This window comes from Micromonospora sp. NPDC003197 (assembly GCF_053590565.1).
This window is the reverse complement of the sequence record NZ_JBSFTE010000041.1, coordinates 1-25,015: the sequence shown is the minus strand read 5'-3', so window position 1 is coordinate 25,015 and position 25,015 is coordinate 1. Positions and strand designations below refer to the sequence as shown.

Genomic DNA, 25,015 nt, shown 5'->3' with positions numbered 1-25,015 from the left:
TCAGCCGATTGGCAGGCGGGTCAGCCAGTCCTGCCAGGCCTGCTGTGTGTCGGCCGGGTCGGAATCGGTGGCGAAGATGTGGTGCCCGACGACCAGGGCGTTGCCGCGGTCCGTACCGGAGTGGATGAACCGGTAGAGGGCGTCGGTGGTCCGTACACCGAAGTAGGTCGGCAGCCCCACCAGGTCCACGACCCCGTCGGCCGGTGGCAGTCCAGGCAGCTCGAGCCGGGCAGGTTCACCCGCGACGGTGGGGCCGGTAAGCCCGAACGCGCTGGTCACCGCCGCCCACACCTGGTCCGGGTCGCCCGCCCCGGGTCGAAACGCGGTGACCGGGGTGCCGGTACGACCAGTGAAGTGTGCCAAGTATGCCGCCAACGTCCCGAGGTACATGTCCCAGCCGGTACGCAGGGCCTCGTACTCGGTCTCCCAGTTGTCGCCGAGCACGCCGCTGTGCACCATTCGCAGCACCGTGCTGCCGTGGTCGCGGCCTTCGATCAGGTATTCGATGGCCATGAAGGTGCCGTCCGGTCCCGGTTCGGTCTGCTGCGCGTACCGCTTCCCCGGCTCCCAGGCCGTCACTGTCGCGTCCTCGACCTCGCCGGCCATGGTGAACCGGTGCCGTCCACCTTCGCGCGGTTCGACCTCGCTGCGTCCCATGAACCAGGAGTCGATTCCCGGTCCGGTGGCGATCGCAGACCAGACCTCCTCCGGGGTGGCGGACAGTTCGATTTCCTTGCCGAGTTCAAACGGGTGTCCCATGGTGGCACCTCTCTGTGTCGGTGGGCTGGCCGATGCGGTCAATCGGATGGAGCTAGGCCGACGGCCCGGTCAGGACTTCTCGGAATCGGGCGTGCGATTCGGTGGGCTCGCACTCGGATGCAGGGCGATCACCATCCGGTGTGTACGCCCCTCAGGGGCCTGTTCGTCGTGGTACTTGCCGACCAGGCGGGTGACGGTGGCGGCCAACTCCTCGGCGAAGGCCGCCCGGTCGCTGGCCGAGGCGAAGCGGATGTCGGCGTCAAGGGCGAAGGTCGCCACCCGCTTCTTGACTCGGTCCGCGCCGCTGATCAGCGCACCCACGTCCTGGACGAGTCGGGCGGCGATCGCCAGGAGCCATCGCGCGGAGAGCCGGTCCGGGGCCTGAGCCGGATCCGGGCCTACGGCGGCGAGTGCGGCCGGTGAGATCACGTAGGACGCGGCGGTGGCCTGCATGACGCGCTCAGTGACGTTTCCTTTGCGGCGCTCCTCGACCAGCTCGATCAGGCCGTGCTGCTCCAGCGCCCGAAGGTGGTAGTTGACCTTCTGCCGGGCAAGGCCAACCTGGGCCGCGAGCATCGTCGCCGAGGCCGGTTCGGCGAGCGCGGCGAGCAACCGGGCCCGCGTTGGGTCGAGTGACGCCTCCGCCGCCGACGGGTCCTCGATCACTGCGATGTCGTACATGCCGCCACTCTTTCACCGACAAGTTTTATAGTCAAGACAAAAAATATTGTCGGCGTGCCGGATCTGGGCCTCGAGCTAGCCGATCTGCGCACAACCTCGCCGCCGGCCATCCGCAACATGCCCGAGCCCTCATCGTTACCCCCGACTGGAACGGTGATGACCATGGATGCCGACCACGACCGCCGTACGACAGGTGCGATGCTCGCCTGGCTCACCCATCCGGTGACCGTGCTCGGAATCGTCCTACTCGTGGTCAACGACCACCTGCTCAAGTCGGCCTATCCGGGGCTGGTGACCGGAAAACTCAGCGACTTCGCCGGCCTGCTCGTCGCGCCGCCACTGCTCGGCGCGCTCGTATCGGCGGTCGCCCCGCGATTGACTGGCACACCGGTGGCCTGCGGCGCGCTGCTAGTCACCGGAGCGGGCTTCACCGCAGCCAAGTCGACAACAGTCGGTGCGGCAATCGCATCCACGAGCTGGAGCGTGTTCAGCGGACCGTCGATCATCCTGGCCGATCACACCGACCTCATCGCGCTTCCCGCGCTCGGGGTTGCCGCGTGGGCGTGGACGCGGGTGACCCAACGGTCAGCTACGAAACGCACGCCGAGCCGCGTCGGCGTGCTCGTCGTGCTGCCTACCGCCGCCCTCGCGGTAGTGGCTACCAGCGCTCCGTACTACCCGGACGTCGTGGCGGCGACGTCCTGGCGGAACCTGCTCGTCATTGGTCAGGCAAACGCATATCTCCAGGACCGGAGCCCGGAAATCTGGACGGTGAGCACGGACGGTCAGAGCTGGCGGTCGATGACAGACACGGAGGAAGCGGATTTCGAACAGGAGCTGCCCGCGCTCACCACGACAGCAGAGCGCTCCTGCGTGCCGTCCGAGCCCGCACACTGCTACCGCATCGTACGGGGACACCTACGCGTCGAGGAGAGCACCGACGGCGGTACGACATGGTCGGTGAGCTGGGAGATCCCGGACAGTCGGCGTGGCTACCTCGCGCGCTCCTACCCGGAGCTCAACGACATCGACACCTACCTGTCGTCCTATGCCCTGGCCGTGCACCCGGTGCCCGGCGGTCATGTCGTGTTGGTGGCGAACGGCCGGGATGGCATCGCTCTACGCGATACCGCTGGGAGTTGGACGCGAACCTCCGCACACGGAGGGGATTCTGCTCCGCTGGACGCGCGGCCCTCCGTACTCATTCCCGAGACCATCATCGCGATTCTGGTAGCTCTGCTGGTGGTGGCCGCGTCGGGTTGGCGGTTAGCTCGCCGAGCCGGGCGGACCAGACTCATCATCATGTTTGGCCTGGGCGGCGCAGTGGCGGTCATCTGCGGGCTGCGCCCCTGGGACGGGAGCCCTATGGCGGCGGTCGCAGTAGTCATGGTGGCCGCCGGATTGTGCTTCGCCTTGATCGCCGCCATTGGCCTACTCGCCACCTCACCGTGGCGGGTCGTGGGGCGTCGGAGGCTATTCAACGTCCTCATGATCAGCGTGATCGTCGCCCTCGGCTGGTGGGCACCCTACATCGCCTGGGCCCGGGGGTGGACCAACTACATGGGCGCCCTGCTCTTGGGGCTGGCTGCCGTGTCGGCCGGTCTCATCTTCGCCCATCGGGTCGGACAACCGGTCGAACCATCCCCACCGACAGAACCGACATAGGCGCTCCAACAGGCGACGCGCAAGGCTCGATTAGTCCACGATCACCAGGCAGCAAGTCCTCGTCGCCCTAGCCGTCCTCGTCGTAGTAACGACAGCCCAGCGCCGCTCACACGCCCTCGACAAGGCCGCGGAATCGTGTCCTCTTGCCCGGCAGACAACATAGCGGTGATGCGAAGAGCAACATCGTGGCAGAAACCGGAACCACATGAAGTCTAAATCGGACATCGAATTGGCGGACTGCGGTCGGCCTATGTGAGACTCGGCGAGTGACGATCCCGCCGCCGCCGAGCATGCCCCAGCCACCGGGTGCGACTCCGCCGGACCAGGGCACGATCCCGATGCCTGAATATCCCAGCTTCCCTCCACCAGCGCCTGGCATCCCGCCACCGCCGATGCCTCCGAAACGCAATGGCCCCCTCATCGTCGGCGTGATCGCCGGGGTGCTGGCGCTTTGCCTACTCGGCACCTGCGGGATCGCGGTGGCTGCGGTGTTCTTCTTCAACAACCGAGAAGATCAGCAGAATCAAGCAACCGGCGATACCGACCTGTGGCCCTCCCCCACTCCCCGCAGGACTGGTTACCCGGCACCCTCCGACGACGAGGACACGGACCCACCGAACAGGCTCCCCACAACCCAGGCACCGCCGCCACCACCGGCGAAAATTGGGCAGTGCATCGTTGTCAGCGAGCAGGGCGACTTCCAGGGAATCGGTAACTGCAACGGTAGCCGTGGCACCTACCGGGTGGTCTCAGTGGACTACGAGCAAAACAACTGCGCCAATCCGAAATCCGGATACCTCACCGAGGATGGATATCGATTGTGCCTGGAACGACATCTGGTGCGCTTCTACTGTTACAAGTTCCCGAAGGGTAGCGGCTGGATCGTGGGGGCGGCCTGCAAGGCAAAGGGCACCGTTCACATCATCGACATCGTCCCTGGCGCCTCCAACGACAGGGGGTGCACGCGCGACTACAAATGGAACCGCTGGTACCGGTTCACCGATCCGGTCGTCGTCTACTGCGTCATGCAGTACTAGAGGTGTCCTGCGGATTACAAAAACCGGTCGGGTCGGGCCCACAGAACGCGACCCGACCGGTTACGGCAGTCCTGTTGATCACTGATCCACGATCAGCACAATGATCCACACTCATGATCCGCAGGACACACCCTGGCAGTTACCACGGCTGGTGAACCGAACTGACGGTCACATTGACAAGGCTGTTGCATAAAGTTATCAATGATTGTGAGAGCGCTCTCACTGCCCCGTCACACCCAGCAACCCGGCCCCTCTCGGTGCGCGGGCAAGGAGGCACGAGTGCAGCCGACACGAGGAGAACACGACAACACCGACCAGCTACGTCGTACCGCCGCCATCGCCGTGGTGCTTGTGACGTTGCTCGGCGCGGGAATCCTGGTCAACCACAGCTCCGCCGGCGCGCAGGCAGTGACCGCCAGTGCCAACACCGTCTCCGGCGGACACACCAATCACGGGTACGCGCTCAGCCCGGAGCAGGAGGCGGCCGCCATCGCCCTGCAACGAGCCCCGCTACGCGGCTCGGAGTTCCGGGCGGACTGCGCCAGTAAGGGCCGCTCCCCCGACGACCCGATCGTGCGCTACGGCCAGCCGGGCACTTCTCACATGCACGAGTTCTTCGGCAACCAGACAACCAACGCGTACTCCACCCTGCAATCACTAGGCGCCGGCACCACCAACTGCAACCCGGTGGCCGACCTGTCCGCGTACTGGGTGCCGACCCTGTACAAGAACGGTGTGCCGGTGGCCCCGGAACACGTCACCGTCTACTACCAGGGCATCACCGACCCGACGCGGGTCCAGCCGTACCCCCGGGGTCTGAAGATCGTGGTGGGCAACCCGCTGGCCACCCACCCCGACCAGAACCCGGCAGCCCGATGGTCATGCGTCGGCCAGTCACAGTCCAGCCGTGACTTTCTGACCTGCCCGGCCAACTCGAAGCTGGAAACCTATCTGGACTTTCCGACCTGCTGGGACGGCATCAACCTGGACAGCGCCGACCACAAAAGCCACATGGCCTTCGGCATCGGTGGGCAGGGCGGCTACTGCCCGAGCAGCCATCCGGTCCCGGTACCTCGGCTGGAGTTCCTGATCACCTATCCGATCAACGGCGGCGGGCTGAGCCTCGGCGGCACCCGTAACGGGGTCAATGTCACCGATGCCCCCGGTTACACCTTCCACGGCGACTTTTTCAACGTCTGGGATGTCGACGAACTCGCCCGCCGAGTGACCAACTGCGTCGTCGCCGGCTACATCTGCGGCAACGACGGCAACCCGATCCAGCAGTAAGGCATCCGATCCCTGCCCGCCGCCGGCCGGCTATGCTCGTCCACGGCGCTGGTTCGCCCGGGAATTTGCTGCTCGGGCGTCGTAAGAGGGAACCCGGTGAGAATCCGGGACTGCCCCGCAGCGGTGAGCGGGAACGACCGCCGTCAGACGCACTGGGCGCTATCACGTCTGGGAAGCGACGGCCAGTAGGACGCCATCGGAGGCTGTCTCCGATGTGATGCCCGCGAGTCCGAAGACCTGCCCGCGCTGCGTACACGAACCCGTGTACGCAGCCGTCGGCTTCGCGGGTGGGCCGGGCGGATGACGCGCCGTGGCTGGCCAACGCCGCGACGTGGCAGGCCGCTGTCTCCCGGGGATCGACGGTTCGGTTCTCGAGGGACGGACTATTGCTGTGACCACCACCATCGTTTCCCGGCCTGACGCCGACGACGGCCGACCGCCTTCGGCCTCACACCTGACCCTGTCGCAGATCATGGACCAGCACCACACCAACCTGATGGGCACCGTCCATGGCGGCCGGATTCTGAACCTCATCGACTCCGTCGCGGGAGTCGTGGCCGCCCGGCACTCCGATGGTCCGGCGGTGACCGCCGCCATCGACGAGACCGCCTTCCTGCGGGCGGTGCGCGTCGGCGACGTCGTACACGTTGACGCGCGGATCACCTGGGCCGGTCGTAGCTCGATGGAGGTCGCCGTCAGGGTCACTGCGGACCGGTGGGACCGGGCGGTACCGGCTGTCACGGTAGCCACCGCGCACCTGGTCATGGTCGCCGTGGACAACGCAGGTCAACCACGCGCCATCCCCGCTGTGTTGCCGGAGACGGACGACGACCGTCGCCGCTACCGGGAGGCCCGGATCCGACGTGAGCACCGGCTGGCCCTACGGCAGGCACTCATACAGCACACCACCGAGGGCTGAGCCGTGGGTCCCCTCTCCACCGGCGTGCTGGTCGGCTACCTCGCCGCGATCACCCTTCTTATGATCACGCCTGGGCCGGACATGATGTTCGTGCTGGCCAACGCCGCCCGGTACGGCGTCCGCGCCGGAGTCGTCGCTGCGGTCGGGGTCGCCGCCGGCGAGGCCATCCACATCCTGGCCGTCGTACTGGGGCTGGCCACTGTAATCACCACCTCACCGATGCTGTTCACCGCGATCAAGTGGGGTGGCGCGGCGTACCTGGTCGTCCTTGGCCTACTGGCGCTACGTCAGAACCCGCAGTCCCACACAGACTTGGCCGATCGACCCAATACCGGGCTGGGCCGAGCCTTCACCCGAGGGCTGCTAACAAACCTGCTCAACCCGAAAATGATCCTGTTCAGCGTTGCGTTCCTCCCCCAGTTCGTGGACGCGTCCGCCGGGAACGTCACAGGACAACTGATCACCCTCGGCGTGCTGTTCGTGCTGGTGCAGTTGACCCTCGACATCGGACTGGGAATGCTGGCCGGGCGCCTCGCCGGTCGGTTCACCACCGACCGCTGGACCCGCCGGATCGGGCAAGCCTGCGCGGTCACCTTCATCGGTCTGGGGCTGCGACTGGCCCTGGGGTGACCGATGACGCCGGGCGGGGTCGGCACCACCCCCGCCCGGCAGGCAGCACCGGACAGCCCTACCGGTCAGCCGACAAAGAGTCGAGGCGAGTCAGCTCTTCAGTCGAAAGGCGCAGCGAACCAGCGGCCACGTTGGCGACCAGATGTTCCGGATCGCCGGTACCCGGAATCGCCAGTACGTGCGGACCGCGCTGCAACGTCCACGCCAACCGGACCTGCGCCGTTGTCGCCCCGTGGGCGCCCGCAATGGCGAGTATCTCCGACCGGTCGGTGCTACTCGCGCCCGCTTCGCGGCCGGCACCGGCGACCGCAAAGAACGGTACGAACGCTATGCCCTGTTCACCACAGGTGTACAGGAGGTCATCGTTCTGCCGACGGTAGGCGATGCCGTACGCGTTCTGAACGCAGACCACTGGGGCGATGGCCTGGGCTTCGGCCAGGTGCTCGGGTCTGACATTGGAGATGCCCAGGTGGCGGATCAACCCGGCGTCGCGCAGTTCGGCCAATGCGCCGAACCGCTCGGCGATCGATTCGGGACCGTGGACGCGCAGGTTAACTACGTCGAGGTGATCCCGCCCGAGCTGGCGCAGGTTCTCTTCGACCTGCCCACGCAACTGGTCGGGCCTGGCAAGCGGCAGCCATTCGCCTGAGGGATCCCGGCCAGGCCCGACCTTCGTGGCGATAACCAGATCATCCGGATACGGCGCCAAAGCTCGGTTGATCAACTCGTTGGCAGAGCGCAACGGCGAGAAATAGAACGCGGCAGTGTCGATGTGGTTGACGCCGAGTTCTATTGCCCGCCGAAGGATCGTGATCGCCCGGTCGCGATCCATCGGAGTCCCGTCGGCCCGGGCGGTCAACCGCATCGCACCGAATCCGATCCGGTTGACTGTCCGGTCCCCGAGTTTCCAGGTGCCTGCGGAGGCCGCGCTGATATCGATAGTCACGACTCGCAGCCTGCCAGTGCCGGCAACGGGTCCATGTCGGTGGTGGCTGCGCAGCCAATCAAGCCTCCGAAATAAAATAGGAGGCGGCCGGAAAGTCAGTCAGGCGGTGCGCAGCATCCCGGGGCCGAACACCTCGTAGCCGATCCGCTCCACGGATACGCCACGGGTGAGCAGATTGCCGCGCACCAGAGTCATGAACGGCAGCGGGCCACACAGGTGCACGTCGACCTCTGAGGCGGCCTCCAGCGGGATGAGGTCCGGATCGATCCAGCCCGCCTTCACCTGTGCCGTCGGCAACCAGCAGTCGGAGGCGACATCCTCGTACCAGAGGTTGACCCGTAGGTTCGGTAGCTGCTCCATCAGCCGGGGCAGGTGCCGGCGCAGCGCATGGTGGGTCTCGCTCCGGTCGGCGTGGGCCAGAAGCACCGCCCGGTCCGGGGTGGCCGCAGCGACGTACTCCAGCGCTGACATGGCGGGGGTGAGGCCGATGCCGGCGCTGACCAGCACCAGAGGGCCATCCCCGGCGACCGCGCTCACCTCTCCGAACGCGGGGCTGAGTCGCAGCATGTCCCCCACCGAAACCTGCTCGTGCAGGAAGGTCGAGACCGCCCCGGCGGGACCGTCGTCGGTGGCGCGTACCCGCTTGACGGTGATCTGCCACTCGGCCGCGCCGGGCCGACCGGAGAGGCTGTACTGCCGGATCTGCTGATCGTGCTCGCCAAGGTCGACCGCGACGGAGACGTACTGGCCGGGGGTGAAGGACGGTGCCGCGGTGCCGTCGGCGGGGGCCAGGCTGAAGGAGACGACGTCGTCGGTTTCCTCGGTCCGCCCGGTCACCCGCCACAAATGCCAGACATCGACGTCGAGGCCAACCCCGGCGGTGTGGTAGAGCCGCGCCTCGCGGGCGACCAGCTCGCAGGCCATCAGCCAGTAGGTCTCGTCCCACGCGGCGGCGATCTCCGGGGTGACCGCCTCGCCGAGCACCTCGCCGACCGACGCGATCAGGTTACGACCGACGATCGTGTACTGGGCCGGGGTGATCCCGAGCGAGGCATGCTTGTGTGCGATGCGGTCGAGGATCGCGTTCCACGGTGCACCGGTATCGCCTAGCAGGTGTTCGGCGTACGCGACCACGGAGGCGGCCAGTGCCTGGCGTTGCTGCCCGGTGGCCTGGTTACCACGGTTGAACAGGTTGAGCAGTTCCGGGTTCTCCGCGAACATCCGCTGGTAGAAGTGGCCGGTCACCTCTTCGCCGTGCGCCTTGAGCAGCGGCAGGGTGGCGGTGACAATTGCTGCGGAAGTCGCGGTGAGCATGGGTTTCTCCTCGGTGGGTTTTTCAGGACGACCACCCTCATAAAACAGGCGCAGAAAACACCTCTTTAGGGACCGAAGTCCCAGGTCCGCAGGTCGTCCGGCAGTCGACCAGCGGTCCCCCAGAGGTCCGGTTCGGCGACCTGATCGACAACACTGCCGCCATGTCCCCGACAGTCAACATCGATTATTGGCGATACGCTCGGTCAGACCTGGTGGCCGTCAGCTGATCGACGTGGGGCTGGCCCAGGAAAACCACGATCACCCGGCCACGTGACGGTGATTAGGGATGCCGATTATGAGGACAACCCGAATGGCGGTGGCGATCGCAGTTACCGCCGTCCTCTCCACCGCGACAGTGCTGACGGGCTTGATCACGAACGAGGCGTCAGCCCAGCAGCGCTGGCCTGGTTGGTTGGAACTTGTCCGAACCCACCCGTGGCAGTCACTCGGCGTACTGGCGCTGCTTCTGGTCGGTCTGACCGTCGCGCTGGCCGTGTTGCCCGAGGACACAAAGCACAAGACCACCAGCCATCATCGGTTAGCACCTACCAACACCGAACCCGCAACACCGACCGAGGTGTCGACGGCACTGCTCCGGATGAACAGTGACGAGACGCCCGCGAACGAGGACCGGTACGACGAACACCGGGTCCGACTGACCCGCCTTTCCATGGAGCTGGTCAACCGTCTCGGTCGGCGGCGGACGGCGTACCCCCTTGACTTGAGCCTGGCCGAACTGCATCGACTGGGCCTGTTCGTACCCGGCCGGATCGCCCCCTACTATGAACGCGACGCCGAATCGGGCGAGCGGACCGTAACGGCGCTGACAGCCCGGTTGCGACGGGGTGAGTCGGTGCTTCTTCTCGGCGAGCCGGGATCCGGAAAGAGTCTCTCCCTGTATGGCGTGGCACTGGCACTACAGGAGGCCGGCCTGCTGCCCATCCCGTTACGCGCGCTGGACGCCGCAGAGGTTCTCGACAGTGTCCGTAGGGTGGGGCGGGACCCGATGGCGGCGGGAAATACGGTGACTCTAGTCGATGGCCTGGACGAGGCGAGCGAGTTGACCAGTGACAGCACACTCGCCGCCACGCTGCTCGACCTACTCGACCGCACCCCCGCACTCGTCACCTCCCGCATCCGCGAGTACGAGGAGCGCATCGCTTTCGAGACCACCGCGATCAGCTTCGACGAGGTCTTCGTACTCAAGGGCTGGTCGGTGGAGGATGAGTTCGCCGACTATCTGGACCGGCTACGACGGCACCGGCTGATCGCCGATCCGGCCCTCTACCGCACGGCGGTGGCTTCGGAACAATTGGCCCGCCTGGTGGCACGGCCGCTCTACGCCAGGATGCTCACCTTCATCGGGCATGACGCGGCCGCCCAGATCAGCAGCGTAAGCAAGCTCTACGGCGAGTACCTGATCCGGCTGAGCCAGGCGACCGACTTCGCGATTCGGAGTAGCCACCCCGTGTGGAACGGCCAGTCACTGGCCGTCTGGCAGATGGCGGGATGGTTCGTACACTCGCGCGAACTGCCGGCGGACGCGATTCCGATGATCGACCTACACGCGTCGCTTCCCGGTGATCGGCGCAGCGCCGAAATCCGAGCGCTCGACCAGGTGATCGACCGTCGCACGTTGCACGGTACGGAGATCGGCGAGTTCCTGCACTATTCGTTCTACGAGTATCTGCTGGCCTCGTACATCCGTGACCGCCTGCGCTCTGAACTCTCTGCCGATCAGGCGGTCGTGTTGCTGCGTCGAGACTTGACCCGGGAAATTCGACACCACCTCGTCGGTCAACTACAGGAGCTGGCTGATGACCGGCTCGGCGAGCGCTTGTCCGAGTTGTACGGGCAACTGCGCGACCAACCGGACCTCGATCCCGTCGACCGACTCACCGTATGTAATCTCCTGGTCTACCTGATTTCCCGAATCAGCCCAACAGCTCCCCGGCAGCTGGGGGTGCTGCTACGTCGGGAGCGAAGCGAGTTTCTGCTCAACTCGATCCTCTGGGCGTTGTGCCACCACAGGTCGGACTCGGCACTCGCCCGATTCCTTTCGTTGTTGCAGCACGACCCTAAGTTCCGAACCTACAGCCGGGGCTACGTCCTCTACTACTACGGCGATGTCCGGACAGGAAAGCCACCGTTCCTGGATGAGCCTCCCTACCTGTCGCACGAACGCACCTCGAGCCAAGTGCTGGCGATGTTCGAAAGTCCTAACTTTCAGAAGATCCCCGCACAACGCCGCTACGTCGATATCTACACCTTCATGGACATCTATCTTGTACGTCAAGAAGTGATCACCGACCGCACCCTGTCCACCCTTCGGGGTGCGGTCGACGCACTGACAGGACAGGGCTTGCCCCATCAGATGGAAGAACAACTATCGAACATGCTGAAAGCAATCTCTAGTCACCCCATAGCGGACCCAAACTCGACCTCGTTCACCACATGAGCAACCAACACCACTCCACCACAAGAAGGGGAGCTTGTGAAACTCTTCGTCTGGGACCTGCACGGCGTGCTGGAGCAAGGAAACGACCGAGCAGTGATCGATATTTCCAACGAGGTACTGTCGACCTTCGGATACGAGCAACGCTTCGACTACCAGAAAGGCCGGCAACTATACGGACACAAGTGGTATGAGTATTTCTCATTCATCTTGCCCGACGAAACCCACGATCGCCACCTGGAGCTCCAAGAGGCATGCTTCACACTCTCGGAGGAAGAACCCGACCTGCAGTGCCGGTGGATGACGCCGACACCCCACGTCGGTACCGTGCTCACTGCGATCGGCGCCCACCATCAACAAATCGTCATTTCCAACACCCGCTCAGGAACTCTGGACATGTTCCTCAAACTGTTGGAGCTCACGGACCACTTCCCAGCAGGACGAGCATTCGCTGTGGACCAGCACGTTCGGGACGCGAAGACCACCAAGAAGGACGTCCTCGGGGAATATCTCCTCGGGAGACCAGCTTTTGATGAGCTGGTGATAATTGGAGACTCGGCGAGCGACATGCGATTAGCGGAGGTAGCCGGCGGGACCACCTACCTCTTCGCCCATCCCGAGTTCGCCTTCCGCGACTGCGCTGCCGACTTCCGGATTCGCGACCTCCGAGAGGTTCTACGCCGCGTGTAGACCGCTTGGAAGGCGGCATCTACACTGACAGCGATCAGCGCCTGACCATGTGTGAGGTGGATCATGTCATCGCATCACTTCGCCCTGTCCGAAACGCATGGCACACGGAAACACATCTGCGATGCACTGATCGTCGTACCACCACCCTCCCCATCGGACACCAACCCGCCCCTGGGGCCGGCGATCCTCACGACTGTCGCGGCACGTAGCGGCTTTCATGTGGAGGTTCTGGACCTCAACGTCCTTCTACTCAGACGGTTCAGCAACCGGGCCCCCAGCCTGGGGCGAACTCTGGGCGATCATGGTAAGGACCGTGCAGGCATGGCGGCCGCAGCACGATGGCTCTTCGCGCATACCGGCCTATGTGACACGCCGCCGCTACACCTGCCCGACACCGCCGATCCGGTGGCGGGCATGCATTACCCGGTCACCGCCATCACCACTGCCGTCAACGTCGCCGCGACCGATCCAGAACCCTGGCGGTCCTGGCTCGAAGACCAGCTTCGGGCGGCATGCGACCGACCACCAACGATGGTGGGCGTGTCGCTGATGGGGCCCTCCCAGGTCTTCATCGGCCTCCTTGTCCTGCGTCTGGCGAAGAAGATCTGGCCAGACGTAACGACCATCCTCGGCGGCAGTCATGTGACGTTGTTGCACGAGGAAATGCGTCGCGACGCTCGGCTGGGGAGCGTGGCCGACCTCGTGCTCACCGGCCACTGCGAGGACGAGTTCGTCTCCACCCTGGCCTGCCTCAGCCCACGCGGCATACGGCCACCACTGCTACCGACACCTCCTCGGGCCAACACCCCGTTCGAGTACCTTCCCACCTTCTCCGAACAGCAACTCGCCCACTACGACCGGCGGTGGATGACGTTGCCGGTCCAGTTCACCCGCGGATGTTCGTACGGCCGATGCACGTTTTGCACCTATCCCGTGGTCGAGCCACAGAGCACCCCCCTTGTTCCAGCGGCCGCGCGGGCCACGGTCGACACGCTCCTACGCAGACACGGAATTCGCCGGTTCTCGCTCAAGGATTCCCTGTTCACTGCCCCTATGCTGCATGCCTTCGCTCAGGTATTGCTGGTCGATCCGATACCCGGCATTCAGTGGAGCGCCACCACCAAGGCCAGTCGGGCGCTCATCCCGCTGGCCCCCCTCCTGGCCGACTCTGGGCTCGTCACAGTGGAGATCGGCGTGGAGACCATCAGCCCGACCGGTCAACGTATCTTCGACAAGCGGGCTGACCCCGTCATGCTCCAAGAACTGATCCTGGCCCTGGCCGCACAGGGCATCACGGTGGTAGTCAACCTGATCTTCGGATTTCCCGGCGAGCAGGAACTTGAGGCCCAGGCACAACTGGCGTGGTTCCTCCGGTTGCAGGCGGCAGCGCCGACGGATCGGGTCGACTGTTCGTTGAACATGCTGGAAATGGTTCGGGGTGCACCGATGGTCACCCACCCTCCGCCGGGAGTCGAGCTCACCGGTGTCGCCCCCTGGGCTTTCAGCTACGCCTGGAACGCACCCGCATGGCGGCAGGAATTCGCTGCCGACCTGGAGCGGGTGGAGCAGGCCCGTCGGCCAGTGTCAGCCAGGTCGGGCGACACCTCGGCGGCCCAACATCCCCCGCCGCCCTGACAGCCCCCGCGTACGGATAGAAACGTTCTCGCGCAGGGGCTGCGGAGTTTACCTACCGGCGAGCGACAGCCCCGCTGCCCAGCCCTACGCCGGGCGAGCCGGCGTAGGGACCCTCGACGCCAGGGGACTCCTGACGACCGGTCAGGACGGGTCGTTGCACTGGGCGGTGGTGAAGCGCAGCCAGCGACTGGTGCTACCGAACGTGTCGCTGGTGCCGTCGCAGAAGAGGGTGCGGCCACCGACGACCGTTTCGTAGGTGTTGGAGCTGTAGTAGGTGTAGGTGCACTGGTAGCCGGACCCACAGGCGGGAATCGCCTGGGCCGGGGTCACGGGGCCGAGTACGACGGCAGCCCCGACACCAGCAAACGCGGCGGCGAGGGTACGACGGATCACTGCGGCACGAAGGGACACAGAGCCTCCTGACGACGATCAATCGGAGTCGATTGACACATCGTCGGGCAACACCTCGCCACGCGCAACGACAGATTTCCATCGGCCAACGCCTGGCGCCACACTTTGTCAGGGTTGCGCGTCAACTGATACCTCGATCTGATCCAGGGCCGCCCCCGCCTCCGCTCGTTCACCCGGTGCCAACCTGGGCAGCAGGGTACGGGCGGTTTCGACGTACGCCATCGCCTGTCGCCGGTCACCCCGCTCGCCGTACGTCTGGGCCAGGAACAGGCTTACCCGTACGACGTTCGACCACGACTCGGCGGCTGTGAACTCGTCGAGCAGCCGGGCGCACCGCTGCAACGCCTCCGGCACGTCACCGGACTCGCTGATCACGTACGCGATCATGAAGCTCGTCTCCGCGGCGTAGACCGGCATCGAACGTGCCTGGTATATGCCAAGCGCCGTTTCGAAGGCGGTCCGTGACTCGGCCAGTCGTCCCTGGCAGAGTTCGACGATGCCCAGCTCGTGGTGGGCGTCGGCGTAAAGGCGGGACGACAGGTCGGCGGTCTCGATCACATAGGCGCACCAGTGCGCCGCGTCGTCGTAGTTGCCCGACTGCTCCTCCACCATCGACAGCTCGTGTGCGGTCTCGGCGAGGCTGGTCCGCCCCAGCTGCCCCTCGCCCTGGTCCACATCGAGCGCGGCGGCGAGCCAGCGGCGGGCTCCGTCGAGATCGCCGCCGAGTCGGGCCCGGCGACCAAGGTAACGACGTATGTTGACCGACGATTCGAAGTCGCCCCGCAGCTCCGCCGTACGCAGCTGGGCGGCCAGTTCGTCGGTCTCGGTCACGTCCCAGTTTCGCGCGGGCGTCACCGTCTCGGCCGGGGGCAGCCCGACCTCGACGGCGAGCGCGGCCGCCTGGGGTTCACTGAGTGCCAGGGTCTCGACCAACCGCGCGAACTCGATCCGGCAGGCGGTCAGCGCGTCGGCCGTCGCACTGGCCACGGCATGCCCGACGGCCACGCGCAGCGCCTGCGCCGCCGCTGGCGGCTCCCCCAGCGCCAGCAGGATCGTCACCTGGTGCAGGCGCATAGTCACCAGGTTTCGTCGCATGAAGGGGGTCTGCTCGTCCTGCAACAGCCGGTCGATGTGCACCCGGGCGGTGGCCCAGTCGTCCCGCACCATGGCGGCGTGTCCCAAGATCGCGTCCAACATGTTGAAGATGACGTCGGCTCCGGGGCGGGTGGCGTACTCGGCAAACGCGAGTTGGTGGAAGTCGTCCAGCAGGCTGCGGGCCCGTTTCCAGCCGAACGAGCCGACCGGTTCATCGGCGAACGCCTGCGCCACCGAACTGGCCAGTTCGTAGGCTCCGGTCCGTACGGCGTGCCACAACGACAACAGTGTGGTTGATTCGAGCAGGTTGACGGTCAGGTCCCGGGTCTGCCGGTCGGCGTAGGCACCGCGCCCCTGGCCCGCAGCCGTGCCCCGGCCGGGGGTGTTCGCCAGCAGCACCATCGCCGAGGCGCTGACTCCCCGGCTGAGAGCAGCCACCTGGGCTGGGGTGAACCATCGACGCAGCGTCGCGCGGAGGGCGTACCGGACCACCGGCGCGACTTCGAAACCCACGTCGGGGTCGGCGGCGAGCTGTCGTACCAGTCCGGCCTGGGCCGCCTCGGCGAGCAGTTTCCGCCACTGGGCTGCCGGAACGACCATGCCGGTGGCCTGGGTGTACGGGTCCTCGGTGAGTCCCTTGTTGGTCAGGACGGCGAGTAGCCGGGGCAGGACCACCGCGCCGTGCAACCCGAGCAGGGACAGTGGGCGCAGGCTGGACTCCGGCAGCGTGTCCAGGCAGCGGGCGACCGATTCGTCGTACAGCGGATCTGACGGGTGCGGCGGCGAGACGGTGCCGGCGAAACCCTCGCCCTCGCCCTCACCTTCGGCCTCGGCCGGTAGACCGAACTCCATCTGCCGGCAGACCTGTTCCACCGAGTGGGTGGCCAGGGCTCGTAGGACGGCCTGAACCGAGCCGCCGTGCCATCCGGTGCAGCGGATCAGCCAGCGCAAAAGCGGCGCGGTGACCGACTGGAGCTGCTGCTCGCCACCGTGGTCGACGATCGCCCGGCGCAGCAGCATGCCGGTGACCTCGGGCGGAACGTCCTGCAGCGAATACGAGTGGTGGGCCGCACCGAGCGTGTCGTGTCGCAGCCCGATGATGACCCGATGCCCTCGGGGCAATAGGTGCAACGCTTCTTCGCAGGCCGGCAGGTGCTCGTCCATCCCGTCCCAGATGTGCAGTACCTGGGACCGTTCCGCAGCCAGCGCCGCATTCCGCAACCTCCCGGTCATGCTGGCGAGCTCTGCACCAGTCACCAACTCGACTCGTTCGAAGGTGTGGACGAGTTCGGCATAGCGGGCGTACGACCGGAGGAAGACGCTCTTACCGAGCGCGACGGGGCCGTGTACCACGACCGGAGCCGGCGACCTGAGCTGCCGGTCGAGGTGGGTCACCTCGTCGTCGCGGTACATCAGCATGTCGAGGTCGTCGAACTCTTCATCGAGTACGGGTTCGCCGGGCGGTACCGGGACGTCCAGTACCGGGGTGGTGCTTACCGCCTGGGTGTAGAGCACCGGCATGACCTGGAACGGCCGGGTGCGGCCCAGGGTGGTGGACGGGTGGCGAATCTGATCCAGCAGGGCGCGACGGCCGGCGGAGGCTGCGGCACCGATGGTTTGCCGGTTGCCGAGGGCCCGGTAGAAGGCGGCCATGAACCGGGAGGCGACCGCGGCAGGCACGTTGTGGGTCATGGCCAGCACCGCTGGCACCCCGGCGGCGAGCAGTGCTGATGCGACCGTACGCAGGTTGGGGTCGGTGGAGCGGTGCGCCGAGCGGCAGGCGTTCAGCACCACGACGGGCGTCTGTTCGACCGGGACGACCGCCGCGAAGTCGGCCGCCGATACCCGGTCGGGGCGGCCGTCGGCCCGTTCGAACACCAGGCCACTGGCGAGTTCGGCCGGGGTCGAATCGGCTCGGAAGAACCCGTGCCCGTCGAAGTGCACGATCGAGTAGTCCGGTGTCGTGGCCAGCACCTCGCGAAGCCGCTCCATCGTCGGCGGATGCAGCAGGTCCACGTGCACCGAACCCACCGACCGGGCGGCGACCTTCAGCATCGGCCCCCGGATGGTTCGGGCCCGGACGTCCTGGGCACCGTAGGGCCGCGGTGACACGAGCAGCACCCGCAGTGGTCCCGTGTGCGCCGGTGCCGACTTGTCCTGGTGGGTCAGGCGTACGCAGCGGGTCAAGTCCCGGGCCGAGGCCAGGGGGTAGGTGTCGGTCCCGGGAATGCGCAGCAACTCCCAGGGGATGGCGAGGAACTGCGGGTCCTCGGAGATCAAGTGGACGGACCGAGCGTCGTCCACGGTCCGGACGAAGTCCTCGAAGATCTCGGTCAGTCCGGCGGAGTCGGTGAGCGCCCGACAGAGTTCGTAACCGAGCTGTTCCGAGTCGTTGAGCGCCGTCAGGTAACGCTGCCGTTCGGGGCCGAACGGCAGCGGCGCACACTCCTCCAGCAGCCAACGCAGTGTTTCCGCGCGCTCATCGGTGTACGGAGTGCGGAACTCGGCCTCGGCGCTACGCGCACCATCGGTGAGCGTAATTCGGTCGACCCCGTCGAAGGTGACGAGAAGATCGATCCCGTCGCGATCCGGTACGCCGGACACGCTGCGGCTCAGTTTGGCTCGGTGAGACGAAATTCGACGACACTGCTGCCGTCGGGTCGTTCGGTCTTGCGGTAGTAGACCTCCCGGCCCCGCGCCTTACGGCTCAACAGGCGTTTGATCAGGTCGTAGAGGGCGTTACCGGCGACGCCCGTGGCCAGAGAGCCCAGCACCACCAGGGTGCCATCGACCAGGGCACCCGGGTCGAACCGGTCGAGGGGACCGGCATGGGGGCGGGCCACCGCCACCAATGCGTGATCGTCGCTCATGTTCCACTGGTGTACGAACTCCGATGCGGTAACCCCGAATTCGTCGTCGACGGCGACGATCACGTCCATGCAGCACCTCCGGGCGTCTTCCCGGGTCGAACGATAGAGGACGTCGGCCACCCCGCCAGACTGCGCTCCGGTGTCTCGCATTGGCCGGTCGGGCACCGACTCTTCGGGCGATAATCGAGGTCCGCCCGGGCCACCGGCTCGAATCAAATGAGGTGGTGAAGGTCCGAATGACTCAGGACCTGCGAGCACGTTCGGCCACCGCAGTCCTCGACGACCACCTAAAACTGTCCGCTGAGAACCGGTTCGAGGAGGACATCGAACGAAACGTCTCACCGGACTGCGTGATCCTGGAGCGTCGTGGGGTGTTCCGGGGTCGTACGGGGGCACGTGAACTGGCCCGGTTTCTTGCCGAAGAGATTCCCGATGCGCGGTACACCTACACGTGTCGGCTGGCCGAGGGACGCGTCGCCTTCCTGGAGTGGTCCGCCGAGGCGGCGCATTCACGGGTACGGGACGGCGCGGACTCGTACGTCGTCGAGGACGGCTGGATCGTGGCCCAGACGATCCACTACACGGTCGAGCCGAAAGATCCACACTGACCGCAGCCAGGGCTTCGCCGGTCTCGCCCCGCCGAGCGGGTGGGGATGCTACGACTGCGGGAGGAGGTAGGTCGAGGAACGGGCAGGCTGATCATGCGTACGGGGATCGAGGCGGAGTTCGGGTCGCCGGAGGAGCGGTCACGCCGCCCCACCTCTCTCGAGCTCTTCTTCGATCTGGTCTTCGTCTTCGCGCTGACCCGGATCGTCGCCCGTATCGACGAGGGCCTGACCATCCATCCCGGTGGCAACGAACTGTGGGAGGTCACGCTCGGCTTCTTCAAGGCCGTCGTGTTGCTGCTGGCGTTGTTCGCCGTCTGGCACGGAACGGCCTGGGCGACCACCCGGTACAACCCGGACTCGACCGTGGTCCAGATCATCGTGATCATCGCCCTGGTCTGCAGCATGGTGATGGGGGTAGCGATGCCCCGGGCGTTCAGCAGCAGTGGTCTGGCCTTCGCGATCGCTTTCTGCATCGCCCAGATCAGCCGACCGCTCCTGCTACGGATCGCGCTGCGTCAACACGACCGGCAGGCCCTGAAGCTACGAATGTTGATCACCCACAGCGCGTTGGCCGTGCTGTGGATCTCCGGTGCGCTGGTCGTCGGATGGCCGCGTGGCCTGCTCTGGAGTACGGCGCTGGTCGCCGAGTACACCCTGATCCGGTTCGGGTGGCCGGTTCCCGGCCTGGCGCGCTCTGACCTGTCCCGCTGGGACATCGCCGGCGGCCATCTGGCCGAGCGCTTCCAGCAATTCTTCCTGATCGCGCTGGGCGAGACGATCCTGGTGATCGGCTTCACCTACAGCGAAGGCAGCTTTACGAACAGCCGTACCGCTGCCTTCGCGTTGGCAATCATCACCTCGCTGCTGATCTGGCGGATCTACTTCCACCGCGCCGGGTTGATCCTCGCCGAAGCGGTGGCCGCATCGGCACATCCCGCGACGATTGGTCGGTCGGTCGCCAACACCCACATCCTGATGACCATCGGCATCGTCGCTACCGCCGCCGGCTACGAGATCTCCATCGACCACGCCTTCGACTATCCGAAGGCATCCTGGCTGATCCCCATCCTCGGCGGGCCAGTGTTGTTCATCGCCGCTCGGTCCCGGCTCGAATACGAGGTCTTCTCCCGAGTGTCGCCGTCGCGCATCGTCTCGATCGCGGTGCTGCTCGTGCTCGCGCCAGTCGTACTGTTCGCGCCAACGCTGGTGGCGTCCGCCGTTGCTGCGGTGGTGCTCGGTGCCGCTGCCGTGGCCGACCTGCGCCGGTCCCGGGGGGCACCGCCGGAGCCGGCGGTGCCCCCCTTCTGACCACACGGCCAGTTCGCCCACCGGTCGGATCGGTGCGCCAACCAACACTGGATCAGGCGGCGACGGCGTCGACCAGCCGTTCGTTGAACCGGTGCCCGGCCAGCGTCGTGAGGAACGTGTCGATGAACTGGCTGCCGAGTCCGTCCCCCTCGGCGGTGACCACTCCCGCGTCGGCCGTACCGCCGGTGGGCAGGTGCGCGGCCATCCAGAGTTGGGCGCCAGCGCCGACGAACCCCAGCGGCTTGGCATGCTTGTACGCCTCGGCGACGAAGTGCACCGCGTACCCGTCGGCCCGCAACGTCTCGGCGGCGGCAGCACCATCCGGGACCACGACCGCGTCGTACAGCACCGACGCCATCGTGGTGATGGCCCGGTCCACCGGCAGGGCCGATCCGTCGGCGGCAGTGACCGCACCGTCGGCGGCGGCCAGCAACTCGGGTACGGCGTGCTGCGCCCGCAGGGCATCGACCAGCGGCGTCACGCTGGCCGCGTCGACTCCGTCGGCGACCAGGATGGCCACCTTGCGTCCCTTGATCGAGTCGTGTGGCGCGTTCGCCTGGCTCAACGCGGGTGAGCGGCGACCATGGTTCTCCCCCACCTTGGCCGGCGCCTCGACGCCGATCCCCGCGGCGACGGCAACGGCGAGCCCGTGGTCGATCTGGGTAAGGTGCTCGACGACCCGTTGTCGGATGTGCATCCGCTCGACCTTGCCCAGCTCGAACCGGTAGGCGGCCACGATGTGCCGCTTCTCCCAGTCGGACATGCTGTTCCAGAACAACGTCGCCTGGCTGTAGTGGTCGGCGAAGCTCTCCGGTCGTTTGCGAATCTTCGGGCCCTGCACGATCTCCGGGTAGTGCACGTAGCCCGCGTCACCGGCTGGCTCTGGCGAACCCTCGCTGATCGAGTTGGGATGGTAGTTGGCCTGGCGAGCCGGGATGGGGTCGGCGTGGAAGCCGTCCTGCTGGTGGTTGTGCATCGGGGCAACCGGCCGATTGATCGGGATCTGGGCGAAGTTCGGCCCACCCAGCCGGGTCAACTGGGTGTCGAGGTAGGAGAAGAGTCGGGCCTGGAGCATCGGATCGTCGGTGAAGCCGATGCCGGGTACGACGTTCTGTACGCAGAACGCCACCTGCTCGGTCTCGGCGAAGAAGTTGTCCGGGTTGCGGTTGAGCACCATCTTGCCGATCGGGCGGACCGGCACCTCCTCCTCCGGAATGATCTTCGTGACGTCGAGAAGGTCGAACCCGAACCGGTCGGCGTCCGCCTCGTCGATCAGCTGGACCCCCAATTCGAACTCGGGGAAGTTGCCGGCCTCGATCGATTCCCACAGGTCCCGGCGGTTGAAGTCCGGGTCCTTGCCGGCCACCTTCTGCGCCTCGTCCCAGACCAGCGAGTGCGTGCCCAACACCGGCTTCCAGTGAAACTTGACGAACGTCGACGTACCCTGCGCATTGATGAACCGGAAGGTGTGGACGCCGAATCCCTGCATCATCGCGAAGCTACGGGGCAGCGCCCGGTCCGACATCAACCAGATCACGTGGTGCATCGACTCCGGCGCGAGCGAGACGAAGTCCCAGAAGCTGTCATGCGCCGAGGCTGCCTGCGGCATCTCGTGGTACGGCTCCGGCTTGAGCGCGTGGACGAAGTCCGGGAACTTGATGCCGTCCTGGATGAAGAAGACCGGCATGTTGTTGCCGACCAGGTCGAAGTTGCCCTGGCTGGTATAGAACTTCGTCGCGAAGCCGCGAACGTCACGGACGGTGTCCGCCGACCCCCGTGAGCCCTGCACCGTGGAGAAGCGAACAAAGACCGGGGTACGCACCGACGGGTCGGTCAGGAACTCCGCACAGGTCAGCTCAGCCAGTGACTCGTACACCTGAAAATAGCCGTGCGCGCCGGACCCACGGGCGTGCACCACCCGCTCGGGAATGCGCTCGTGGTCGAAGCGCATGATCTTCTCACGGAGGTGGAAGTCCTCCAGCAGAATCGGACCTCGCGCGCCGGCCTTCAGCGAGTTGTCGGTGTCCTGGACCGGTATCCCCTGGTCGGTGGTCATGACCCTGCCCCGGTTGTCGAGGCGGTAGCTGGCGAGTTGTTCGTCCTTGCTGGTCGGGCTGTTCTGGTGCGGACTACTCATGAACCTCTCCCTGCACGGCACGCGGTCACTGCCGTTGCATCTTTTCCACCCATTGCCAGTTTTATGCCTAAATCGTGAAACCCACGGCGCCGACCAGGGCTGGGGAGATTGCTGCCGTCAACGGCACCGACGCTGACGGAGCCGCACGGAGAGATCAGAACCTGAGCCGCGCGGCGATGGGCAGATGATCACTACCGGTCGCCGGCAGCGACCAGATCTCGATGACGGTCGCTGCTCGCGTCATGACCTGGTCGATCCGGGCCACCGGAAACGCGGCGGGCCAACTGAACGCGAAACCGGATTCCGCGGACGTCAACCGCGAGCTGACCGGATGGAGACCTCGATCGTCGACCGTACTGTTCAGGTCGCCCAGCAGGATCACCCGATCCAGCGGCTCGGCGGCGATCGCGGCACCGAGCAGGGCAGCACTCTCGTCCCGCCGGGCAGTGTTGAATCCGCTCGTTATGCCAAGACGCACCGAGGGCAGATGGGCCACGTATACCGCGACGTCTCCCGTGGGCATCCGCACCGTGGCTCGTAGTCCTCGGTTCCAGTCCGTTCCGACTCCCGTCGGCCTGATATCCAGCAGTCGCGCATCGGCGATCGGCTGTCTCGACCAAAGCCCAACGGTTCCGTGCACCGTGTAGTAGGGATAGTCCGATGCCAGGATCGCCGCGTAGGTGGGCAACGCCGGAGGCGTCAGTTCCACCAGGGCAATGAGATCAGGCTGGACTTTCAGCAGGGCCTGGGTCGTGCCCGCCGGGTCCGCGTTCTCGTCGCTGACATTGTGCTGAAGTACGACGATGTCGTACGTCGCGTTGGCGTGGGGCGGCAGCAGGCCGCCGAAGACGCTGAACCAGGCAACGATTGGTAGCAGCAGGGCAACCAGGCCGACGATCGAGCGGCGTAGCAGCGCCAGGCCCAGCAGCACCGGCACGGTCAAGCCGAGCCACGGAAGGAAGGTCTCCAAGAGGCTACCCAGGTGCCCGACCACATTCGGTACGGCCCGGTGGAACACCAGGAGACAGGCGACGAGCCCGGCGAGCAACGCGATGATCCGGCCACGGCTCCAGCCGGAACGTCCCCGCGCGTCCCTGCCCCAACTCCGCCAGGATGATCGCGACACCCAGCGGAACCGGACGGGTTGGTCCCGGGCCGCCCGGTCACCGTCCACCTCTTCCATCGACGCCCATTCTCCACTTGGTCGCCAGGCGAAAGGAGGGGCCCCTTCCTATCGCTTTCTGTCTTGAAAGGGGCCCTTCCTAACCAAGGTCAACCGGTGGTCGATTCGCTGTCGCCCGTTTCCGGCTCGGCCAGGGCGAGCAGCGCGGTGGAGCGTTCCGTGCGCTGATAGAGCACGTGGTGCCCGGCCTGCCGGCCGATGACCAGGCCGGCCCGGCGTAACCGAGCAAGGTGGTACGACACGGTCGCTGGACTGAGCTGGTGTCGTATCGCCAACTCGGACGTCGAACGGGGCATGTCGAGGTCGGCGAGCAGAGCGGCCCGACGCAGCCCGAGCAGGTCAGCTCCGCCCCCTGTGCCCTCCGGGAGGTCCCACACCCGACCCCGGCCACGTGCCGGATAGCCGATCATGATGTAGTTCAGATTTCCCAGCCACAGAGCCGGCCAGGGTAGGAAGACGGACGGCAGCAGGACCACCCCGGATATCCGGTCGAGACGGATGTTCAGTGGCCGCCGCACACTGATCCGCGTCCCGTCCCAGAGCAGATCGGCGTGGATTCCGCCAAACAGCGACCCGAACCCGGTCCGACTGGCTGCCTCCGCATGGTGTCGCACGTCGTCGTCGAGGACCCGGTGCAACGCGGGCCACGAACCTGCCATGATGCGCCGCCAGCAGCGGGCAAGTTGCTCGGCGACGCACTCGGCCAGCACCGACTCCCCCACGGCAAGTACGTCGGCGACCGCAGCCGGCAGCGGAGCACGCGGGTCACGCCCAGCGCGTGCACCGCTGCGCCGGAGCGCGTCCGGCGGGGGCGGGCCGATCCGGAAGGCCATCTCCATCAGGTAGCGCACCAGCTCCGGCTCTGCGGTGGCGACCGCATCCAGTTCCTTTGCCAGCGTAGGCGCGTACTCCGCCGCGATCGGCACCAGGAAATCCGGCACGTACCACGACGAGTGGTCCACCAGGCCGAGTAGCACTGCCAGGTCCGCCTCCTCCACCTGCGGCCGGGTCACCGTCACCCAACGCTGGGCGTACGGTGCCCGCTCGGGGTGGCTCAGCACCTCCAGACCGTTGGTCAGTTCAGCAAGCCGGGACAGGGCGAATCGTGACCTGGCGAGACCGTCGGCGTCGACACCGATCGTGATCACAAACAGACCTCCCGGACATTCGAAGTTCCTCGAATCGCTCGCTTGGTACCAACCGAACTGCTCGACTTGCCCACACCGATCCACGTGATCCGTCGCTGGGCCCGAGCCGAGACCGCTCGGGCAGCACTGACTGGGAGAGTAGTTAACGATCCCCACGGATTAATCCGGGGGATTTTCCCTCCCGGGCAAGCCCGGGATTCCCAGCTCGGACCGCACCTGATCCACCGTCCCGGAAGG

The 25,015-nt window shown here is 66.1% G+C and carries 20 protein-coding genes and 1 riboswitch; of the genes, 10 read left to right on the top strand and 10 right to left on the bottom strand.

The genetic code is table 11. The annotated features are described in order from the left end of the window. Window positions 1-759: an SRPBCC family protein gene (locus ACWDV4_RS29380; protein ID WP_449985374.1), complete on the bottom strand. Its 759-nt coding sequence runs from the start codon at window positions 757-759 to the stop codon at window positions 1-3. 69 nt (window positions 760-828) lie between these two features. After that, window positions 829-1,440: an ArsR/SmtB family transcription factor gene (locus ACWDV4_RS29375; protein WP_449985371.1), complete on the bottom strand. Its 612-nt coding sequence runs from the start codon at window positions 1,438-1,440 to the stop codon at window positions 829-831. 156 nt (window positions 1,441-1,596) lie between these two features. Between ACWDV4_RS29375 and ACWDV4_RS29370 the strand changes: the two genes are divergently transcribed. From ACWDV4_RS29370 to ACWDV4_RS29350, 5 genes are all read left to right on the top strand, one after another. After that, window positions 1,597-3,105 (top strand): hypothetical protein, encoded by a 1,509-nt coding sequence (locus ACWDV4_RS29370; protein WP_449985368.1) that lies wholly within the window; start codon window positions 1,597-1,599, stop codon window positions 3,103-3,105. A 266-nt stretch (window positions 3,106-3,371) separates the two neighbouring features. Continuing rightward, the gene (locus ACWDV4_RS29365; protein ID WP_449985365.1) at window positions 3,372-4,142 is read left to right on the top strand and encodes a hypothetical protein; all 771 of its coding nucleotides are present in this window, start codon (window positions 3,372-3,374) and stop codon (window positions 4,140-4,142) included. Between the two features lie 279 nt (window positions 4,143-4,421). Further along, window positions 4,422-5,429: a DUF1996 domain-containing protein gene (locus tag ACWDV4_RS29360; protein WP_449985362.1), complete on the top strand. Its 1,008-nt coding sequence runs from the start codon at window positions 4,422-4,424 to the stop codon at window positions 5,427-5,429. 32 nt (window positions 5,430-5,461) lie between these two features. Next, window positions 5,462-5,688, top strand: a riboswitch (cobalamin riboswitch). 213 nt (window positions 5,689-5,901) lie between these two features. Next, on the top strand, window positions 5,902-6,348 hold the full coding sequence (locus ACWDV4_RS29355) for an acyl-CoA thioesterase (RefSeq protein ID WP_449985413.1): 447 nt from the start codon (window positions 5,902-5,904) through the stop codon (window positions 6,346-6,348). 3 nt (window positions 6,349-6,351) lie between these two features. Next, window positions 6,352-6,978 carry a LysE family translocator gene (locus ACWDV4_RS29350; protein WP_449985359.1) on the top strand — a complete coding sequence of 209 codons (627 nt, stop codon included), beginning with the start codon at window positions 6,352-6,354 and terminating at the stop codon, window positions 6,976-6,978. Window positions 6,979-7,036: 58 nt separating this feature from the next. Here ACWDV4_RS29350 and ACWDV4_RS29345 read toward each other — a convergent pair whose 3' ends face one another. Both ACWDV4_RS29345 and ACWDV4_RS29340 read right to left on the bottom strand, forming a co-directional pair. Beyond that, window positions 7,037-7,924 (bottom strand): oxidoreductase, encoded by an 888-nt coding sequence (locus tag ACWDV4_RS29345; RefSeq protein WP_449985356.1) that lies wholly within the window; start codon window positions 7,922-7,924, stop codon window positions 7,037-7,039. Between the two features lie 99 nt (window positions 7,925-8,023). After that, a complete protein-coding gene (locus ACWDV4_RS29340) occupies window positions 8,024-9,238 on the bottom strand; it encodes a globin domain-containing protein (RefSeq protein ID WP_449985354.1) in 1,215 nt (404 codons plus the stop codon). Between the two features lie 295 nt (window positions 9,239-9,533). Here ACWDV4_RS29340 and ACWDV4_RS29335 point away from each other — a divergent pair, with 295 nt between their 5' ends. From ACWDV4_RS29335 to ACWDV4_RS29325, 3 genes are all read left to right on the top strand, one after another. Then, on the top strand, window positions 9,534-11,696 hold the full coding sequence (locus tag ACWDV4_RS29335) for a hypothetical protein (RefSeq protein WP_449985352.1): 2,163 nt from the start codon (window positions 9,534-9,536) through the stop codon (window positions 11,694-11,696). Window positions 11,697-11,732: 36 nt separating this feature from the next. Next, window positions 11,733-12,383 carry an HAD family hydrolase gene (locus ACWDV4_RS29330; RefSeq protein WP_449985350.1) on the top strand — a complete coding sequence of 217 codons (651 nt, stop codon included), beginning with the start codon at window positions 11,733-11,735 and terminating at the stop codon, window positions 12,381-12,383. A gap of 321 nt (window positions 12,384-12,704) precedes the next feature. Next, window positions 12,705-14,018 carry a B12-binding domain-containing radical SAM protein gene (locus tag ACWDV4_RS29325; RefSeq protein WP_449985347.1) on the top strand — a complete coding sequence of 438 codons (1,314 nt, stop codon included), beginning with the start codon at window positions 12,705-12,707 and terminating at the stop codon, window positions 14,016-14,018. 141 nt (window positions 14,019-14,159) lie between these two features. Here ACWDV4_RS29325 and ACWDV4_RS29320 read toward each other — a convergent pair whose 3' ends face one another. The 3 genes from ACWDV4_RS29320 to ACWDV4_RS29310 all read right to left on the bottom strand — a co-directional run bounded on the left by ACWDV4_RS29320 (window position 14,160) and on the right by ACWDV4_RS29310 (window position 18,463). Next, window positions 14,160-14,429, bottom strand: coding sequence for a DUF6289 family protein (locus tag ACWDV4_RS29320; RefSeq protein ID WP_449985344.1), 270 nt, complete (start codon window positions 14,427-14,429; stop codon window positions 14,160-14,162). A 108-nt stretch (window positions 14,430-14,537) separates the two neighbouring features. Continuing rightward, entirely contained in the window at window positions 14,538-18,128 is a 3,591-nt protein-coding gene (locus ACWDV4_RS29315) for a CHAT domain-containing tetratricopeptide repeat protein (RefSeq protein WP_449985341.1), read from the bottom strand. A gap of 8 nt (window positions 18,129-18,136) precedes the next feature. After that, window positions 18,137-18,463, bottom strand: coding sequence for a hypothetical protein (locus tag ACWDV4_RS29310; protein WP_449985339.1), 327 nt, complete (start codon window positions 18,461-18,463; stop codon window positions 18,137-18,139). A gap of 167 nt (window positions 18,464-18,630) precedes the next feature. On the opposite strand from ACWDV4_RS29310, the gene ACWDV4_RS29305 reads away from it, so the two are divergent. Both ACWDV4_RS29305 and ACWDV4_RS29300 read left to right on the top strand, forming a co-directional pair. Beyond that, window positions 18,631-19,002 (top strand): nuclear transport factor 2 family protein, encoded by a 372-nt coding sequence (locus ACWDV4_RS29305; protein WP_449985336.1) that lies wholly within the window; start codon window positions 18,631-18,633, stop codon window positions 19,000-19,002. Between the two features lie 93 nt (window positions 19,003-19,095). Next, entirely contained in the window at window positions 19,096-20,310 is a 1,215-nt protein-coding gene (locus tag ACWDV4_RS29300) for a low temperature requirement protein A (RefSeq protein WP_449985334.1), read from the top strand. Window positions 20,311-20,362: 52 nt separating this feature from the next. On the opposite strand, the gene ACWDV4_RS29295 is transcribed toward ACWDV4_RS29300, so the two are convergent. The 3 genes from ACWDV4_RS29295 to ACWDV4_RS29285 form a co-directional block, all read right to left on the bottom strand. Next, window positions 20,363-22,447: a catalase gene (locus ACWDV4_RS29295; RefSeq protein ID WP_449985331.1), complete on the bottom strand. Its 2,085-nt coding sequence runs from the start codon at window positions 22,445-22,447 to the stop codon at window positions 20,363-20,365. 154 nt (window positions 22,448-22,601) lie between these two features. Continuing rightward, a complete protein-coding gene (locus ACWDV4_RS29290) occupies window positions 22,602-23,630 on the bottom strand; it encodes an endonuclease/exonuclease/phosphatase family protein (protein ID WP_449985330.1) in 1,029 nt (342 codons plus the stop codon). A gap of 89 nt (window positions 23,631-23,719) precedes the next feature. Continuing rightward, window positions 23,720-24,778, bottom strand: a complete 1,059-nt coding sequence (locus tag ACWDV4_RS29285) for a DUF5937 family protein (RefSeq protein ID WP_449985328.1) — start codon at window positions 24,776-24,778, stop codon at window positions 23,720-23,722. Between the last annotated feature and the right edge of the window lie 237 nt (window positions 24,779-25,015).

What these genes read in the sequence shown, in the direction of transcription:
- ACWDV4_RS29375 (WP_449985371.1), bottom strand. Translation starts at nt 1,440, where the DNA reads ATGTACGACATCGCAGTGATCGAGGACCCGTCGGCGGCGGAGGCGTCA.
- ACWDV4_RS29290 (WP_449985330.1), bottom strand. Translation starts at nt 23,630, where the DNA reads ATGGAAGAGGTGGACGGTGACCGGGCGGCCCGGGACCAACCCGTCCGG.
- ACWDV4_RS29340 (WP_449985354.1), bottom strand. Translation starts at nt 9,238, where the DNA reads ATGCTCACCGCGACTTCCGCAGCAATTGTCACCGCCACCCTGCCGCTG.
- ACWDV4_RS29370 (WP_449985368.1), top strand. Translation starts at nt 1,597, where the DNA reads ATGACCATGGATGCCGACCACGACCGCCGTACGACAGGTGCGATGCTC.
- ACWDV4_RS29380 (WP_449985374.1), bottom strand. Translation starts at nt 759, where the DNA reads ATGGGACACCCGTTTGAACTCGGCAAGGAAATCGAACTGTCCGCCACC.
- ACWDV4_RS29295 (WP_449985331.1), bottom strand. Translation starts at nt 22,447, where the DNA reads ATGAGTAGTCCGCACCAGAACAGCCCGACCAGCAAGGACGAACAACTC.
- ACWDV4_RS29325 (WP_449985347.1), top strand. Translation starts at nt 12,705, where the DNA reads ATGGCGGCCGCAGCACGATGGCTCTTCGCGCATACCGGCCTATGTGAC.
- ACWDV4_RS29335 (WP_449985352.1), top strand. Translation starts at nt 9,534, where the DNA reads ATGAGGACAACCCGAATGGCGGTGGCGATCGCAGTTACCGCCGTCCTC.
- ACWDV4_RS29355 (WP_449985413.1), top strand. Translation starts at nt 5,902, where the DNA reads ATGGACCAGCACCACACCAACCTGATGGGCACCGTCCATGGCGGCCGG.
- ACWDV4_RS29310 (WP_449985339.1), bottom strand. Translation starts at nt 18,463, where the DNA reads ATGGACGTGATCGTCGCCGTCGACGACGAATTCGGGGTTACCGCATCG.
- ACWDV4_RS29300 (WP_449985334.1), top strand. Translation starts at nt 19,096, where the DNA reads ATGCGTACGGGGATCGAGGCGGAGTTCGGGTCGCCGGAGGAGCGGTCA.
- ACWDV4_RS29305 (WP_449985336.1), top strand. Translation starts at nt 18,631, where the DNA reads ATGACTCAGGACCTGCGAGCACGTTCGGCCACCGCAGTCCTCGACGAC.